13 protein-coding genes and 1 tRNA gene are annotated in these 15,543 nt (G+C 38.5%); 2 read left to right on the top strand and 12 right to left on the bottom strand.

All coding sequences use genetic code 11. The annotated features are described in order from the left end of the window. Positions 1-3: 3 nt before the first annotated feature. From ZA06_RS05220 to ZA06_RS05180, 9 genes are all read right to left on the bottom strand, one after another. Positions 4-462, bottom strand: coding sequence for a DUF1801 domain-containing protein (locus ZA06_RS05220; protein ID WP_053976322.1), 459 nt, complete (start codon positions 460-462; stop codon positions 4-6). Positions 463-539: 77 nt separating this feature from the next. Next, the gene (locus tag ZA06_RS05215; RefSeq protein WP_053976321.1) at positions 540-1,475 is read right to left on the bottom strand and encodes a 2-hydroxyacid dehydrogenase; all 936 of its coding nucleotides are present in this window, start codon (positions 1,473-1,475) and stop codon (positions 540-542) included. An 8-nt stretch (positions 1,476-1,483) separates the two neighbouring features. Then, positions 1,484-2,857: a magnesium transporter gene (gene mgtE / locus ZA06_RS05210; protein ID WP_082331935.1), complete on the bottom strand. Its 1,374-nt coding sequence runs from the start codon at positions 2,855-2,857 to the stop codon at positions 1,484-1,486. Positions 2,858-2,868: 11 nt separating this feature from the next. Continuing rightward, the gene (rsmA, locus tag ZA06_RS05205) at positions 2,869-3,651 is read right to left on the bottom strand and encodes a 16S rRNA (adenine(1518)-N(6)/adenine(1519)-N(6))-dimethyltransferase RsmA (RefSeq protein WP_053976320.1); all 783 of its coding nucleotides are present in this window, start codon (positions 3,649-3,651) and stop codon (positions 2,869-2,871) included. A 51-nt stretch (positions 3,652-3,702) separates the two neighbouring features. Next, on the bottom strand, positions 3,703-4,071 hold the full coding sequence (locus tag ZA06_RS05200) for a DUF4286 family protein (protein ID WP_394332244.1): 369 nt from the start codon (positions 4,069-4,071) through the stop codon (positions 3,703-3,705). A 129-nt stretch (positions 4,072-4,200) separates the two neighbouring features. Further along, a complete protein-coding gene (locus tag ZA06_RS05195; RefSeq protein WP_053976319.1) occupies positions 4,201-5,979 on the bottom strand; it encodes a tetratricopeptide repeat protein in 1,779 nt (592 codons plus the stop codon). 393 nt (positions 5,980-6,372) lie between these two features. Next, a complete protein-coding gene (serS, locus tag ZA06_RS05190) occupies positions 6,373-7,641 on the bottom strand; it encodes a serine--tRNA ligase (protein WP_053976318.1) in 1,269 nt (422 codons plus the stop codon). A 45-nt stretch (positions 7,642-7,686) separates the two neighbouring features. Beyond that, positions 7,687-9,000, bottom strand: coding sequence for an HTTM domain-containing protein (locus ZA06_RS05185; RefSeq protein ID WP_053976317.1), 1,314 nt, complete (start codon positions 8,998-9,000; stop codon positions 7,687-7,689). Further along, positions 8,993-9,925, bottom strand: coding sequence for a bifunctional riboflavin kinase/FAD synthetase (locus ZA06_RS05180; protein WP_053976316.1), 933 nt, complete (start codon positions 9,923-9,925; stop codon positions 8,993-8,995). Before ZA06_RS05180 ends, ZA06_RS05185 begins: the two co-directional genes overlap by 8 nt. 280 nt (positions 9,926-10,205) lie before the next feature. On the opposite strand from ZA06_RS05180, the gene ZA06_RS05175 reads away from it, so the two are divergent. Beyond that, a complete protein-coding gene (locus ZA06_RS05175; RefSeq protein ID WP_053976315.1) occupies positions 10,206-12,929 on the top strand; it encodes a reprolysin-like metallopeptidase in 2,724 nt (907 codons plus the stop codon). Between the two features lie 51 nt (positions 12,930-12,980). Here the strand turns inward: ZA06_RS05175 and pth are convergent, their stop codons facing one another. From pth to ZA06_RS05160, 3 genes are all read right to left on the bottom strand, one after another. Continuing rightward, positions 12,981-13,547, bottom strand: a complete 567-nt coding sequence (gene pth, locus ZA06_RS05170) for an aminoacyl-tRNA hydrolase (RefSeq protein WP_157503111.1) — start codon at positions 13,545-13,547, stop codon at positions 12,981-12,983. Between the two features lie 138 nt (positions 13,548-13,685). Next, positions 13,686-14,297, bottom strand: a complete 612-nt coding sequence (locus ZA06_RS05165) for a 50S ribosomal protein L25/general stress protein Ctc (RefSeq protein ID WP_053976313.1) — start codon at positions 14,295-14,297, stop codon at positions 13,686-13,688. 12 nt (positions 14,298-14,309) lie between these two features. After that, positions 14,310-15,251 (bottom strand): ribose-phosphate pyrophosphokinase, encoded by a 942-nt coding sequence (locus ZA06_RS05160; RefSeq protein ID WP_053976312.1) that lies wholly within the window; start codon positions 15,249-15,251, stop codon positions 14,310-14,312. Positions 15,252-15,399: 148 nt separating this feature from the next. Here ZA06_RS05160 and ZA06_RS05155 point away from each other — a divergent pair. After that, positions 15,400-15,481 (top strand) — tRNA-Leu (locus ZA06_RS05155). Positions 15,482-15,543: the final 62 nt, after the last annotated feature.

Genomic DNA, 15,543 nt, shown 5'->3' with positions numbered 1-15,543 from the left:
TGATTATTTTTTCTTTAAGGCATTTTCATATACCGAAATCCATGCGTTGGGCGTCATTTTACGGCATAATTCAGCAATAAGCTTCATTGGGATGTCATCAATTCTCTTAAAGCGAATACAGCTTTTACCCATGTCTAATTTGTACTTACTGTATTTGGGATATTCCTTTACAAACCATTCGTGGATTTCCGGGACGGCATAAATACCGCTATGGTAGAGATTGATGGAATTTTTCTGTGAAGCGAAACTCATAAATGGCAAGGGCTCCTCTGGAGTGCAATGATAACCGTTTGGATAGAGGCTATGTGGCACATAATAGCCTATCATGCCATATTGGATGCCTTCCTCGAATCCCTTTGGAAGGTTGTCTTTGATAGTCTGTCTGAGTGTTTTTAAAACGTTTTGACGTTCTTCTGGAACCTGACTGATATAATCCTCTGGAGAGGTGGCTTTATATTGCATATTGGAATTCTGTCGTGTTATATGCAACTAAAGATAGTATAAAAAGTAGTAATTCTGCTAGGGAACTGAAATGCGGTTTAGTAAAATTCAGCTTTGATTTTGTCAACAATGGTTTGTGCCAACTTCTCTTTACTTTCTACTGTCCAACCGGCAATGTGCGGCGTAAGCAATACGTTTTGGGCCTGTATCAAGTATTTAAAAGCCTCGGGCATTTCTTCTAAAAACAGATTTTCAAAGGAGGCCTTTTCATATTCCAAAACATCTAAACCTGCACCCAATATATTTCCTGTTTTTAGGGCATCTACCAAATCTTCGGTTACCACACTCTTGCCACGGGCAGTGTTGATAAACCAAAATGGCTTTTTGAATTTTTTAATGAATGCTTGGTCAATCATGCCTAGAGTGAGAGGTGTTTGGGGTGTGTGAAGGCTTACCACATCCACTTGTTTGCAGAACACTTCAAAAGGAACTTGTTCTGCATTGTTGTCGCCTACACCATCTTGTATATCGTAGCACAAGACATCTACTTCAAAACCTTTCAGTTTTTTGGCGAAGGCTTTGCCCATATTGCCATAACCAATAATGCCCACGGTTTTTCCGTCGAGTTCCAAGCCTCTATTGGCTTCGCGAAGCCATTTGCCTTGTCGCACTTCAGCATCGGCTTTATTAAGGTTGTTGAATAGCGAAAGGAGCATGCCTAAGGCCTGTTCACCTACAGCGTTTCGGTTGCCTTCAGGTGCAGCAATCAATGAAATGCCTTTTTGCTCAGCATAATCACAATCTATATTTTCCAATCCTGCACCAACACGACCTATGAATTTTAAGTTTGTTGCGGCATCCAAAAACTGTTTGTCAATGGTGAATCTACTTCTTATGACGATACCTTCATAGTCCTTGATTTTGGATTCAATCTCGGTTTTCGAAGAGGAGTAATCTTCATGATTGGTGAACCCCAAATCATTGAGTTGCTGAATTAACAAAGGGTGATTGGTATCGAGGTGAAGAATGTTCATAATGGGTATTAAAAACCTAAAATCATTTTGGCGATTAGGAAGTAAATTAAGATTCCAAAAATATCGTTACTGGTTGTAATAAATGGTCCTGTAGCAACGGCAGGGTCTACCCCGCGTTTATCTAAAAATATAGGGATAAAAGTACCTACAAGAGCGGCAATTACAATTACGGTAATCAAGGCTACGCAGATTGTAATGGAAACTAAATAAGGAGTTCCAAAAAAGAAATGGCTTATGGGTAGTACGATTAAGGCAATGCCAATACCATTTACCAATCCTAAAAGGAATTCTTTGAAAAGGCGTCTCACTATTTTTCCTTTAACCGTATCATTTGCCAAACCTTGCACGACAATCGCAGACGATTGTACTCCCACATTTCCTGCAGTTGCTTGAATAAGGGGAACAAAAGATAACAGGATGGTATATTTTTCCATGGCTGTTTGGAATCCAGAGATAATTGTAGCCGCTCCCAAGCCTCCAAACATTCCAATCAATAGCCAAGGCAACCGCGCTTTGGTCAATTCAAAGATGGTATCATCGGCTTCAACGTCTTGCGAGATACCGGCTGCCAACTGGTAGTCTTTATCAGCTTCTTCACGGATAACGTCTACAATGTCGTCAATGGTAATACGACCGAGCAATATCTGGTTTTCGTCCACAACAGGAATGGCTTCCAAGTCATACTTCTGCATCACTTTAGCTACTTCTTCCACGTCTTCATCCACATGTACAAAATCCACATTTTTAATGTAGATATCGGCTATTTTTTGGTCACTTTTGGCTGTGATTAAATCTTTAAGGGAAAGTCGTCCGATGAGTTTTTCCTGTTTGTCAACCACGTAAATGGAATGCACTCTGGTAACATTTTCTGCCTGTCCTCTAATACGGCGTAAACAGCCTGCAACGGTCCAAGTAGCATAGACCTTCACAAGCTCTTTGGCCATCAATCCACCGGCAGTGTCTTCGTCGTAGGCTAAAAGCTCTGTGATTTCTGCTTTATGGTCTTCGTCCTCAATATTGGAAATAACCTCCAATTGACGTTCTTCGGAAAGCTCCGCAAGGATATCGGCAGCGTCATCGGTGTCAAGCTCCTCAATTTCTTCTGCAATTTCCTTAGCAGAAAGGTTTTTTAGGACTTTCTCCCGGTTGTCCTCATCCAGCTCCATCAACACATCCGAAGTGGTTTCAGAATCGAGCAATTTGATGATATAGATGGCGTCTTCCAGATCTAATTCATCCAGAATCTCGGCAATATCGGCATAATGGAAGTCATGAAGGAGTTTGCGCAGCTCTTTGTTGTTTTGTTCTTCAATGAGTTGCTCAACCTGCTCTATCAGTCCATCTGTCAGTTCAAATTGTATGTGCTCTCTTTCTTCAGGCAACGTGGTATATGTTATTGGTTTTCAATTAGGGATGTGAGTTCGATAAACTCTTGAACGTTGATTTGTTCGGGGCGCTTGTCAAATATAACATTTGCTTTTAAATTTTCTGAAGAAATGAGTGTTTTTAAACTGTTGCGCATGGTTTTTCTACGTTGTTGAAACGCGGTTTTTACCACCTTAAAGAAAAGGGCTTCGTCTACAGGAAGTATATAGTTTTCTTTGCGTTTTAAAAGCAGTACTCCAGAATCTACTTTTGGTGGAGGGTTGAAGACTGTTGGTGGCACGGTGAATAGGTATTCGGCATCATAAAAAGCTTGGGTTAATACCGAAAGGATGCCGTAGACTTTGCTGCCTTCTTTGGAACAAATACGTTGGGCGACTTCCTTTTGGAACATTCCCGAAAACTCAGGGATCTGGTCTCGCATATCCAAAGCCTTAAAGACGATTTGGGATGAAATATTATAGGGATAATTACCAATGATGGCAAAAGGTTCGTTCCCGAAAACTTCGGTAAGGTCGTATTTTAAAAAGTCCTTTTCAATAACGCGATCTGCTAGATTGAGGTAGTGGCTTTTAAGATACTCCACAGATTCGGTGTCAATTTCAATAACAAGTGTAGTGATGTTCTTTTTGAGAAGGTATTTGGTGAGAACTCCCATACCAGGGCCAATTTCCAACACGTGCTTGTAGCCTTCCAAGGAAAGGGAATCGGCAATTCTTTCGGCTATGGATTCGTCGGTTAAAAAGTGTTGTCCTAGATGTTTTTTTGCTTTTACCTGATGTTGATGTGCCATAATCGAAATGGTTTTAATAGGAATTTATGTAAGAACTGAGTGAACTGCGTTTTAGTTGAAATCTACCGTGTATTCATCGATAATTTCCAATTCGGTTCTAAAGGACAGCATCTTATCTGCAAATTTTTTAAGCCCTTCATTTCTCAATTGCGTGGCAAATACTTCGTAATATTCGTTCAAGGCTTCTTTTGAAAGGGCTCTATATTGAACCGAAAAGGTCAACCCGCCTTTTTCTTCTTCTACCAAAACCCTAGTAAGTTTTGCTTCCTTAAACTTACCTGTGGCCAATACTTGAGGGATGTGCTCCGTTTTCATCCAATGCAACCATTCTTCTTTGATGGTGTCTTCAATATGCGTGGTGACGTTGTAAATAATCATGATTTCGGTAATTTTTTGCAAATAACAGGAGTTCCCCGCCATCTTCAAAAGGTTTTATTCTTTTTTCATAAGATAAGCCTATTTTTTGTAATTCTAACCAAGGGATCAGAGAATTGTTCAATTACAAAAAGTAGTGTTGTAGGGGGGAATGTTGCGGCTGAAAAAACGTGTTTAATTGATGGCATCGCCACGTAGCATCCTAAACTTTTTTCTGGCATCGACAAAGTAAATACTGTCTTCGTGATTGAAAATTATTTTTTCGTAAAGTTCTTTAGCTTTTTCGGGTTGCGCTAAATGGTTGCTATAGAGTTCTGCCAAATAATAATAGGCGTCATCGGCCAGAATATCATCGCGGTAGTTGGCAATGATTAATTGATAGTTATTGGCTGCCTTTTCATATTGCTTTTTCTTTTCAAACAATTGGGCTTGTTTAAAGAACGCTTGGTCTTCTATGCTTTCTCCTTTGTGCTCTGTCAGGATTTTATCCAATAGGCCAATGGCTTCGTCGTTTTTGTTTTGAAAGGCCATTAAATCGGCTTTGGCGTACAGTTTTAAAGCCACATGAAGTGAGTCTTCATATTTGTTGTCCGAAATCAGTAGCTTCAAGTCCAAAGCATCGTTGGCGATAAGTTGGGACGTGGAGGCCTTTAGAATTTTCAGTTGGGATTCGGCCCATTCAAAATCTCCTTTGTAATAGCTGGTCTTTGCAACTTTAAAACGGGCTTCCTGTGAAATGGTACTGTTTTTTAGATTGGCCTGAATTTGTGAATAGAAAATCAAGGCTTCGTTAAACTTTTCTTGGTAGACCAAAATGTCAGCCAATTTCAACTTAACTGTGGCTTCCTGAAAATCGGAAAGCTCCAATTGTAGGGACTGCTTTAAGAATTTGCTAGCCTCTTCAGGCTCATGTTTGTAAAAGGCCAAAAAGTTACCATAGGCAATCTGAAGGGGAACTGTTTGTTCAAAAGTGCCATATTCTTTAAAAACGGCTTGGTATTGGACATCGATGCTATTGTATTCCTTTGGGGAAGCATTGGCTGTTTTGATGTCCAGTAACAATTGATGAGCTTTCAAAATACTGGAAATGTCCTGTGAATTTTGAAGGATAAATTCTAAAATTTCAGTGGCTGTTTCATAGTCCTTTTCGGAGGTGGCTACCATGGCCAGTTCCATGATGCGGTCCAAACTTTCTGGATTTCTTTTGTAAAGTGCCTTTTCTTGGGTGAAGGATTTTGAATAATCTTTTTCCTGAACATAGAGCCAACTCAAGAGTTCATACCAATACACGTCCGGTTGCGATTGGATTTTCTTCAGCAGTAATTTTTTAAGGTAAACATTGTTTTCATTCTCTTTGTTTTCCGAAACAAAATCGCTGAAAGCTCTTTTGGCGTTGTTGAGGAATTCTGGTTTGTCTTCTATGTAGTCGATGTAATTGGAGAACATTTGCTCGACATCTCCTTGTTCACCATAAATTCTTGCCAATTGGATATTGTAATTCTGGTCTGGATTGAGCTCGATGCCGCGTTTGTAAACAATGATAGCTTTGTCCAAAAGGGAATGTTCTTCAAACTGGCGGGCTATACTGCTAACATAAATAGGGCGTTCTTCTATTTTTTGAATGGCTTGATTGTAATAATTATTCGCCAAGGCCATGCTGTCCTGCAATTGGTAATTGTAGCCCATTTCAATTAGTAGGGTAGGGAAAGAACTTCTACTGATACGTTCAGAGAGCATTTGGCCAGCTTTGTCGTGCTGTTCCAGCTGCTGATAGGTTTCTACGATTTTGTAGAGGTATTTGGTAGAGCCTGGTTTTTCTTCGTCCAATTGCTGGTAGATGATCAGGGCTTTTTCAAAATCACCTTGTTTAAAATAGTTGTCTGCAAGTTGTTCGCTTTGGGAAAAAACCAAAGTATTCCATAGCGCAATAACAAGTAAAACTATCTTTTTCATAAGGCTAATTTATGTAAATATAAGGAATGCGGCTGCTACTTGCTGTGAATGTTTTGATAAAAAAAATGCCCGAACCTAGGTTCGGGCATTACCAGCCAAAATAAATGTGCTATTAATCATTATTTTTTAAAATGATTCAATTATTCTGCTGTGGCAATTTTTAATGCTATATGTGGGCTTGTTGTAATTCTTTTTAAAAGAAAATTTTACTCACTAACACAATAAGTGACACAAGTATAATGATGCGCTTAAGATTTTTCATAAGTAGGTTAATTTAATCGCTGTACTAACTTCATACTTATTTACAAAAAATCAAAATAAAACTACAAAAAATCGACGAATGACATGTTTTTTTTGCCTTTCGTCGATTTTTTTAAGTATTTTCCTGCTAAATTATATTTTGTCGAAACCTGTATAAGGAATAAGCGCTTCTGGGATGTTGATGCCATCTTCGGTTTGGTAGTTTTCCAGTATCCCTGCAAGCACTCTTGGTAAGGCCAGGGAACTACCGTTAAGTGTATGGCATAACTGCTTTTTGCCTTCCGCGTTTTTAAATCTTAATTTAAGGCGATTGGCTTGGAAAGTTTCAAAGTTTGAAACGGATGAAATTTCCAACCAACGATCTTGCGCCGTTGAGAACACCTCAAAATCATAAGTAAGGGCTGAGGTGAATCCTAAATCGCCACCACATAGTCTTAAAATACGGTAGGGCAATTTTAGTTCTTGAAGAATACCTTTAACGTGTTCTACCATTTCATCCAAAGCCTGGTAAGATCTTTCTGGGTGTTCCACACGCAGAATTTCAACTTTGTCAAATTGATGCAAACGGTTAAGACCTCTAACGTGTGCGCCATAACTTCCTGCTTCTCTTCTGAAACAAGGCGTATATCCTGTTAAGGCGATAGGTAAATCGCTTTCATTCAACATTTCATCTCTAAAGATGTTTGTTGCAGGTACCTCGGCAGTAGGGATCAAGTACAAATTGTCTTCGGTAACATGGTACATTTGTCCTTCTTTGTCTGGCAATTGGCCTGTACCAAATCCTGAAGCTTCATTTACCAAATGAGGCAATTGGTACTCGGTGTAGCCTGCTTGGGTGTTTTTATCCAGGAAATAGGCAATCAAGGCGCGCTGTAATCGGGCCCCTTTTCCTTTGTACACAGGAAACCCAGCCCCCGTAATTTTATTACCTAGTTCAAAATCTATAATGTCATATTTTTTAGCCAATTCCCAGTGAGGCAATGCGCCTTCCGGAAGTACAGGAACATCTCCTTCACGGTATACTTCTTCGTTGTCCTCATCGGTATTCCCTGCAGGAACAATTGCGTTAGGAACATTCGGTATTTTATATAAAAGCTGATTTAAAGCTTCTGTAGTTTCATTAAGCTGATCTGAAAGGGTTTTTGAATCTTCTTTCAGCTGGCCTGTTTTTTCCTTTAAGTCATTGGCTTCGGCTACTTTCCCTGATTTGAACAACATTCCAATTTCCTTGGAAATACTATTGGACTCAGCTAAAATGTTGTCCAATTGTGTTTGGAAACCTCTTCTGTCCTCGTCTAATTTAAGGACGGTTTCTATCATTTCGGTGGCATCGATATTTCGTTTTGACAAACGAGTAATGATATCGGCTTTGTGCTCTCTAATAAAAGGTACTTGTAGCATGTGCTTTAAAATTTAAGGAACAAATTTAAGGAATTAGCTATAAAATCAATCTTGTTTTGAAGGCAAAATCCAAGAACTGTGTTTGTAAGGTTCCCAAGGCACACTGGCCAAATCTACGCTGGAATCTATAAGCTCTTGTCTCGGTTTACCATTGACGCTTATATGGCAGGTAACATGGACTTCTACGTCAAATCCCTTCTCTGCAAAATCCTTTTTTAAATGTTGGGAAAACTGCCAGATGACGTCGGGTTTTACCATGGCTCCCCTTATTTGCTTTCTGGTGAGATAATCACTAAGTCGTATGGGTAATTCTTTGCCTGTTGCCTTGTCAATTACTTTGTAGGTGGCCATGCCATTTTTGGCTCTCAGCATCATACGCCAAGAGAGACGATGGCCTTCTTCTGTCCAAAGTACATCATCCTGAATAAAATGATGGCGCAACGGAAGCGCAATTTGGAATAGAAAGTATACAGAAAAGACCCCGATCATAACTTTATGATACTTCGGAATGAAAATCTCTCCTTCGTTATAAAATTGTTTCTTTTTTAAGAATAGCTTTTGAATGGTTTTTGGTTCAAAGAAAAATAGGTTGAAGGCTAAGGATAAATAAGGGAAAATGCCTACCTGAAATACAAATGAATTGAACAGGTGGAAGAAAATGGAAGCAATGAAAGCGTATTTTCTAGTGCGTTTCCATAGCATTAATGGAATTACCAATCCATCAAACAAAATGCCTCCATAAGCCAAGCAGTAGTGTACCCATTTTTCTTGTAAAAGTTCACCAACTAAAAAATAGTGTTGTTTGGATTTTAAAATCAGTCCTATGGCAGATGCATTTAACCAATCGGGGTACATTTTAGCTATGGACGCATAAGTGTAAACAATAAAAAGTTGTAGCACAAAAAGATATTTACACCATTGCGGCATGGAATTGCTTTTGATTTCGGGATGTAATTTAGCGTCCAAAGAAAAATATCTGTTGGCAGGTTGAATAACCATCATAGCGCTTAGGAGCATCAATAAATAATAATGATTATTGTAAGATGACTTCTGCATGAAATACGTTCCTGTCCACATGATGGTGAAGGCAAGCATGCTCCATCTGTATTTATATCCCAACATGATAAACAATCCTAGAAGTCCCATTATGGCATAATAAACATACATGCCGTTTCCTGGTAAGGGCTGCAACCATTCAAAACCTATAAACGAAAAAGTGAATTTTGGTTCTATCAAGGTGCGCTTGATCCAGCCTGTAAAGATGGCTCCTATGCTTTCAAAAATTAATAACAACCCAAAAATGGCCCTAAATACAACAAGGGCACTGTTGTCTATATGTTTGAAGAGGATTTTATTCATCGATATTGGCAATGAATTTCAAGGAATTTTCTTGATCCAATTTCAACTGTTCTTGCAATAAGGCTACTGATGCAAATTTTTGTTCATCTCGAAGACGGTGTAATAATTCAACCCGAATGGTTTTTCCGTAAAGATCTTCATTGGTTCCAAATAGATGAACTTCTATGGTTTGTGTTTTGCCATCAACAGTGGGATTGGTACCAATGTTCATCATGCCGTATACTGGTTGGTCGTTCCATTGTGACCTAACAACATAAACTCCGTTTTTTGGAATGAGTTTATAGTCTTCTTCAATATGAATGTTAGCCGTTGGAAAGCCAATTTGCTTGCCTAGCCCTTTGCCTTGTGTGATGGTTCCCGTCAAAAAGTAAGGATAGCCTAAATAAGCATTGGTCGTGGCGATATCTCCATTGTTGAGGGCTGTTCTTATTTTTGTAGAACTTACGGCAACATTTTCAATGTCTTCTGCCGAAATTTCCTCGACTTCAAACCCAAACTGTTCTCCAAATACCTTAAGGTCTTCAATGTTGGCACTTCTGTTTTTTCCAAACCGATGGTCGTAACCAATTATAATGTGTTTGGCATGCAATTCATCTACAAGTATTTTTTTTACATAATCATGGGCTGATAAATTGGCAAAATCCTTTGTAAACCTTTTTACGATTAAATGGTCCAATCCAGTTTGCTCCAAGATTTCTCGGCGTTCGGTAATGGTGTTCAGAAGCTTGATGTTGGCATCTTTTTGAAGTACCATTCTGGGGTGAGGGAAAAAAGTGAGAATGACAGATTCCAGTCCTTTGCCTTTGGCCGTTGCAATGAGACGCTCAATAATTTTTTGATGGCCAATATGTACGCCGTCAAAGGTGCCTATGGTAATTACGGAAGGTTTGTCTATATATGTTGTTGAAGAATTGTGAAGTTTCAAGCCTGCTTTTTTGTGTAAAAATAGGTATTAAAGCCATGAAAATAAAAAAGGAGGATTGAAAAAATCTATCCTCCCTTTTTAGTGTAGGCATGGCCTTTATTTTTTAACAAATGGCAATGTAATGTTCTTGGATTTTTTTGAAATTCTGATGAAATACATACTGCTATTTGGAAGTATGAATAAATTTTGGAATGTTAAATTATTAACTGTAAAGTATGTTATTTTTTTTGGTTCATTATTATATGATATATTCGTGTAAGCTCTTAAAATTTAATTAACAATGAAGTTAAATTGTACTAAAGTTTTAATTCTTTTAGTGTTTTGTTTGAATGTGTCAGTTTTGTTTTCACAATCTTATTGGAAAAGGGTGGAGACGAATTCTGTAAGAAAGGCAAGAAAGGAGCAAAGAAGGGTGGAACCAAATGTTTTTAAAGTTTTTGAGTTGGATCTTGAAAAGTTTAAAAGTGTCCTTCGAAAAGCTCCATCAAGAGAAGAAGATTCAAAAAAGTCTAATGCCATTGTTCAGTTTCCAAATGCCAATGGAGAGTTACAGTCGTTCCAAGTTTTGGAGTCTTCAATTATGGATCCTGTATTGGCAAATAAATATCCAATGATTAAAACGTACAAAGCATTTGGAATTAATGATCCAACGGCTTCCATGCGTTTTAGTGTTACGCAGTTTGGTATACATGCCATGATGCTTTCTGGAAAGCAAGGTGCAGTATATATAGATCCTTATACTTCCGATCTAAAATCGTATATGGTTTATGAGAAAGAAGCTTTAGAAGGGGCTTCTCAAGATTTTTCATGCCTTCAGGATGAAGGAGTGTTGTTGGAGTCTATTGAGGTCGATAAATCATCTCAAAGATTTGCTGCTAACGATCAAAAACTAAGGACATATAGATTGGCACTTTCATGTACAGGTGAATACGCTGCTCTTTTTGCTGGATCGGGAAGTGTAACTGTACGTAAGGCTAATGTTCTTTCGCAAATGGTAATAACAATGAACCGGGTTAATGAAATATACGAGAGAGACCTAGCTATTACTATGCAGTTTGTTGCGAATAACGATGATGTCATTTATTTAGATTCGGCAACAGATCCTTGGATGGGTGAATATAATACTAAAACTGCAGAAACTTTAGATGATGTTATAGGAGTTGCTAATTATGACATAGGTCATAATTTTAATACTTCAGGGGGAGGGCATGCGGGATGTATAGGATGCGTGTGTGTATCTACTTCTAAATATAGTAATCATAAAGGGATGGCGTATACGGGAAGTTCAAATCCAGTTGGTGATGCATTCTATATTGACTATGTAGCTCATGAAATGGGACATCAGTTTGGAGCTTATCATATACAATCTAGTATTGAATGTTTTAGTGGAAATGGTGAAAGTGAGGTTGAGCCGGGAAGTGGTAGTTCTATTATGGGGTATGCAGGTATTTGTGATCCAAATGTACAATATCATAGCGACGCTCATTTTAATTATATAAGTGTTAAGCAAATACTCAATTATGTAAAAAATGGTTTGGGTAACGAATGTGCTCAAGAATCCGTTTTAGTTAATCAAGCGCCAATTGCAAACGCAGGTGGAGATTATACCATACCTGCAAGTACGGCATTTGTGTTAACTGGCTCTGCTACAGATGTCGATGGGGTTGAAACCTTGACTTATAGTTGGTATCAAAATGACGCAGCACCATCAGGTAAAGTTGGGAAGCCTCAGTCTACATGGGATACAGGTCCTTTATATCGTTCATTACTGCCTTCAGATTCACCGAAACGATATTTGCCAAAAATCGAGGATGTATTAAATGGTAATTTAACGCCTACTTGGGAAGTCACACCTTCAGTTACTAGAGATTTGAACTTCGCTTTTTTGGTTAGAGATAACGGGAGTGGCATAGGTAATGGGATTGGACAAACTGATGCCGATTTAATGAAAGTTACTGTTAATGCTGCCGCGGGACCATTTACAGTGACTTCGCAAAATGAAGAGGGAATTTTTTGGAGCCATGGTGATACAGAAATTATCACGTGGAATGTTGCTGGTACCACAGCAAATAATATCAACACATCCCGTGTAAATATTTTGTTATCTACAAATGGGGGAGAGACTTTTGATGTAGTTTTGGCAGAAAATACCCCTAATGATGGTGCACAAGAAATTGTAGTGCCAGATACTCCTGCCCTTTCATGTAGAATTATGGTTCAACCAGTAGGGAACATTTATTATGCTGTGAATTCACATCCTTTTGCATTGGATTATGAAATTGTTTGTGTACAATATGATTCTGGCAATCTTGGTTTAGCGATTCAGGATGCTGTTACTAATGGACAACAAGGAGTTGTTTTATCAAGTTCTTTGAATATATCAGATTCTGAAACAATTGAATCGACGGTTGTATATACAGATATAACGCATACATGGGTGGGCGATCTTTTTGTGGAGTTAAAACATCCAAACGGGGAAGTTAAAGCGACACTTTACAATAGGAACTGTAATAATGGACAAGATGATTTGGATGTGGTTTTTAATGATGAAGGAGGTGCAATTACCTGTGCAAATCCAGTAAGTGGAACTTTTTCCCCACAGACTCCTTTAAATGAGTTTTCTGGATTGGGCTCTAATGGGGAATGGAAGTTGGAAATTTCCGATTTCTCACCTATGGATTATGGAACTTTGAATTCTTGGTATATTGAAATATGTACAGCAACGCCAACATCATTGGGTGTTGACAAATTTGCTGCCAACAAATTCACTATTTTCCCTAACCCTAATAAAGGAGAGTTTACTATTAAGTTGAATTCCTTATCGGGTAATGACATCAAGGTGGATGTTTATGATGTAAGAGGACGTTTGATCTACAAAAAGTCATTTACCAATTCATCAGATTTTATTCAGACTATTGGTTTGAACAATGTCCAATCTGGAATGTATTTGGTAACGGTAAATGATGGTGAGCGTAGCGCTACCAAAAAAATTATCGTAGAATAATTTAAGAGAAAATATTTATGTAAAAAAGGAGCGACTTAAGTCGATCCTTTTTTATTTCCCGTTGAAGGTGTTCATGGTGTTGTTTACGCCTGCCAATCCAAAAGAGGTGATCAATTCTGTGGATTTTTCTAAGCGTTCCGGAAGCTTTTCGGTTTCCTCGGGAGTCCATTCTCCCAAAACATAGTCTACTTGTCTCCCTTTGGCGAAAGCATCGCTTATACCGAACCTAAAGCGGTTGTAATTGGTAGTTTGCAATTTGTCTTGAATGTCCTTTAATCCATTGTGGCCGCCATCGCTTCCTTTGGTTTTTAAGCGAATAGAGCCAAAAGGAAGATTCAAATCATCTGTTATTACCAAAAGGTTTTCCAATGGAATGTTTTCCTTGGAAAGCCAATACTGAACTGCTTTTCCGCTTAGGTTCATGTAGGTATTCGGCTTTAGCAAAATAAATTGTCTTCCTTTTAATTTGTAAATAGCGATATCTCCCAATTTTTGGGTTTCGAATGTTAGGGCTTCCTTTTTAGCTAAAAAATCCAATACCTTAAAGCCGATATTGTGCCGGGTTTCGGCGTATTTTTCTCCTATGTTTCCTAAGCCTACAATAAGAAATTTTTTCATGGGGTGAATGTCTTTGTTTTTAACCGAAGGGGTTCTTTTAAAGAAATTAAAAAACTTCTTACACATACCTGATTGTTTGTGTAAAAATAAAAAAGCATCCCACAAATGGAGATGCTTTTTGAATATAAGATTTAAAATCTATTCTTGTGCTTCTGCTGCATCGTCTTCATCTAGATCTTCATCATCGTCAGATACATTCATTGCTGCTCTAGAACGTCTTACTTGACATACTACAGTGTTGTCTGGGTGTAAGAATTTGTAAGCTTCGTTTTCTAAAGCTGTAATGTAAAGCTTGCTTCCAATTCTCAAAGGAGTAATGTCTGCCTCTACGAAATCTGGCAAGTTAGCAGGAAGAGCCTTAACTCTAAGTTTACGCTTGTTTTTACGTAATACACCACCATTCAATACCCCTCTAGAAGTACCGATAATGTGTACTGGAATATCCATAGTGATTTCTTTGTCCTCGAATAACTGATAGAAATCGATGTGAAGGATTTTATCGGTTACAGGGTGAAATTGGATGTCCTGCATTACGGCGTTGAAAGTGTCGCCATTTTCCAAAGCAATCACAACGGTATGCGCATCAGGCGTATAAACCAGTTTAGAGAATGCTAATTCAGGTGCTGAGAAATGAACTGGCTTGTCTCCTCCGTATAATACGCAAGGAACCTGTCCAGCATTACGTAGGGCTTTCGTTGCCTTTTTGCCCACGCTTTCTCTTTGAGATCCATTGATTGTAATTGATTTCATTTGTTGTTTATATTAAATTAAAAATTTATTACTAATTGATTTGTTGTAGTGCACGTTGTGCATTACATCGGCAAATAGTTCGGCGCAAGTCAATACGCGAATCTTTTTGCTTTCTTGTTTTAAAGGAATAGAGTCTGTAACGATCAACTCTTCCAATTTGGAATTTTCCAAACGCTCGTAAGCGCTACCAGATAAGATAGGGTGTGTACAGATAGCACGAACGCTCAATGCACCTCTCTCTATCATCAAATCGGCTGCTTTGGTCAAAGTTCCTGCAGTATCCACCATATCATCTACCAAAACCACATTTTTACCAGTTACGTCGCCAATAAGTTCCATGTGTGAAATGAGGTTGGCTTTTGCACGTTGCTTGTAACAGATAACCACATCGCTACCTAATGCTTTGGAATAGGCGTAAGCTCTTTTAGAACCTCCCATGTCAGGAGATGCAATAGTTAAGTTATCTAAGTTTAAGCTTTCCAAATAAGGTAAAAAGATTGTGGATGCAAACAAATGGTCTACCGGTTTTTCGAAGAACCCTTGTATTTGATCAGCGTGCAAATCCATAGTGATGATACGGGTTGCCCCTGCTGCTTCCAACATTTTTGCGACCAATTTTGCAGCAATCGGCACTCTAGGTTTGTCCTTACGGTCCTGTCTAGCCCATCCAAAATAAGGCAATACCGCTGTAATGTGTCTTGCAGAAGCACGCTTGGCAGCATCAATCATCAATAACATTTCCATTAGGTTTTGAGGTCCCGGGTGAGTAGATCCAATAATGAAAATGCGAGTTCCTCTAATAGACTCTTCATATGAAGGCTGGAACTCTCCGTCGCTATAAGTTGAGGTAATCACGTTCCCCAATTTAACACCAAAGTTCTCTGCAATTTTTTCAGCGAGCTCCCTGCTTTGTGTGCAGGTAAAAATTTTGGCTTCTGTAGCTACATTAGGCATTGGTAAATGTTTGTTTTGTAACGAATTAAAATTCGGTTTGTTAAATGAGGTGCAAATTTAGGAATTTATTTTAAGTCTAAAAGAATAAAAGTTGCAAATTTTTCTTGTGAGAATGAAAATAATTTATAATTTTGCAATCCGATTTCAAGCCTTGGTGGCGGAATTGGTAGACGCGCTGGATTCAAAATCCAGTTTCTTCGGAAGTGTGGGTTCGATTCCCACCCAAGGTACAAAGACCCGGTTAATCTTAGATTAATCGGGTTTTGTTTTTTAGTCTTTGTTATACGCTGTC

This window comes from Mangrovimonas xylaniphaga (assembly GCF_001280435.1).
GTDB lineage: Bacteria > Bacteroidota > Bacteroidia > Flavobacteriales > Flavobacteriaceae > Mangrovimonas_A > Mangrovimonas_A xylaniphaga.
The sequence above is the reverse complement of the archived record's forward strand: the minus strand, read 5'-3'. Positions and strand labels throughout refer to the sequence as shown.

Excerpts from the sequence above, each read along its gene's own strand:
- ZA06_RS05160 (WP_053976312.1), bottom strand. The coding sequence starts at position 15,251 with ATGCCTAATGTAGCTACAGAAGCCAAAATTTTTACCTGCACACAAAGC.
- ZA06_RS05185 (WP_053976317.1), bottom strand. The coding sequence starts at position 9,000 with ATGAATAAAATCCTCTTCAAACATATAGACAACAGTGCCCTTGTTGTA.
- pth (WP_157503111.1), bottom strand. The coding sequence starts at position 13,547 with ATGAAAAAATTTCTTATTGTAGGCTTAGGAAACATAGGAGAAAAATAC.
- ZA06_RS05200 (WP_394332244.1), bottom strand. The coding sequence starts at position 4,071 with ATGGCGGGGAACTCCTGTTATTTGCAAAAAATTACCGAAATCATGATT.
- ZA06_RS05220 (WP_053976322.1), bottom strand. The coding sequence starts at position 462 with ATGCAATATAAAGCCACCTCTCCAGAGGATTATATCAGTCAGGTTCCA.
- serS (WP_053976318.1), bottom strand. The coding sequence starts at position 7,641 with ATGCTACAAGTACCTTTTATTAGAGAGCACAAAGCCGATATCATTACT.
- ZA06_RS05165 (WP_053976313.1), bottom strand. The coding sequence starts at position 14,297 with ATGAAATCAATTACAATCAATGGATCTCAAAGAGAAAGCGTGGGCAAA.
- ZA06_RS05175 (WP_053976315.1), top strand. The coding sequence starts at position 10,206 with ATGAAGTTAAATTGTACTAAAGTTTTAATTCTTTTAGTGTTTTGTTTG.
- rsmA (WP_053976320.1), bottom strand. The coding sequence starts at position 3,651 with ATGGCACATCAACATCAGGTAAAAGCAAAAAAACATCTAGGACAACAC.
- ZA06_RS05215 (WP_053976321.1), bottom strand. The coding sequence starts at position 1,475 with ATGAACATTCTTCACCTCGATACCAATCACCCTTTGTTAATTCAGCAA.
- ZA06_RS05195 (WP_053976319.1), bottom strand. The coding sequence starts at position 5,979 with ATGAAAAAGATAGTTTTACTTGTTATTGCGCTATGGAATACTTTGGTT.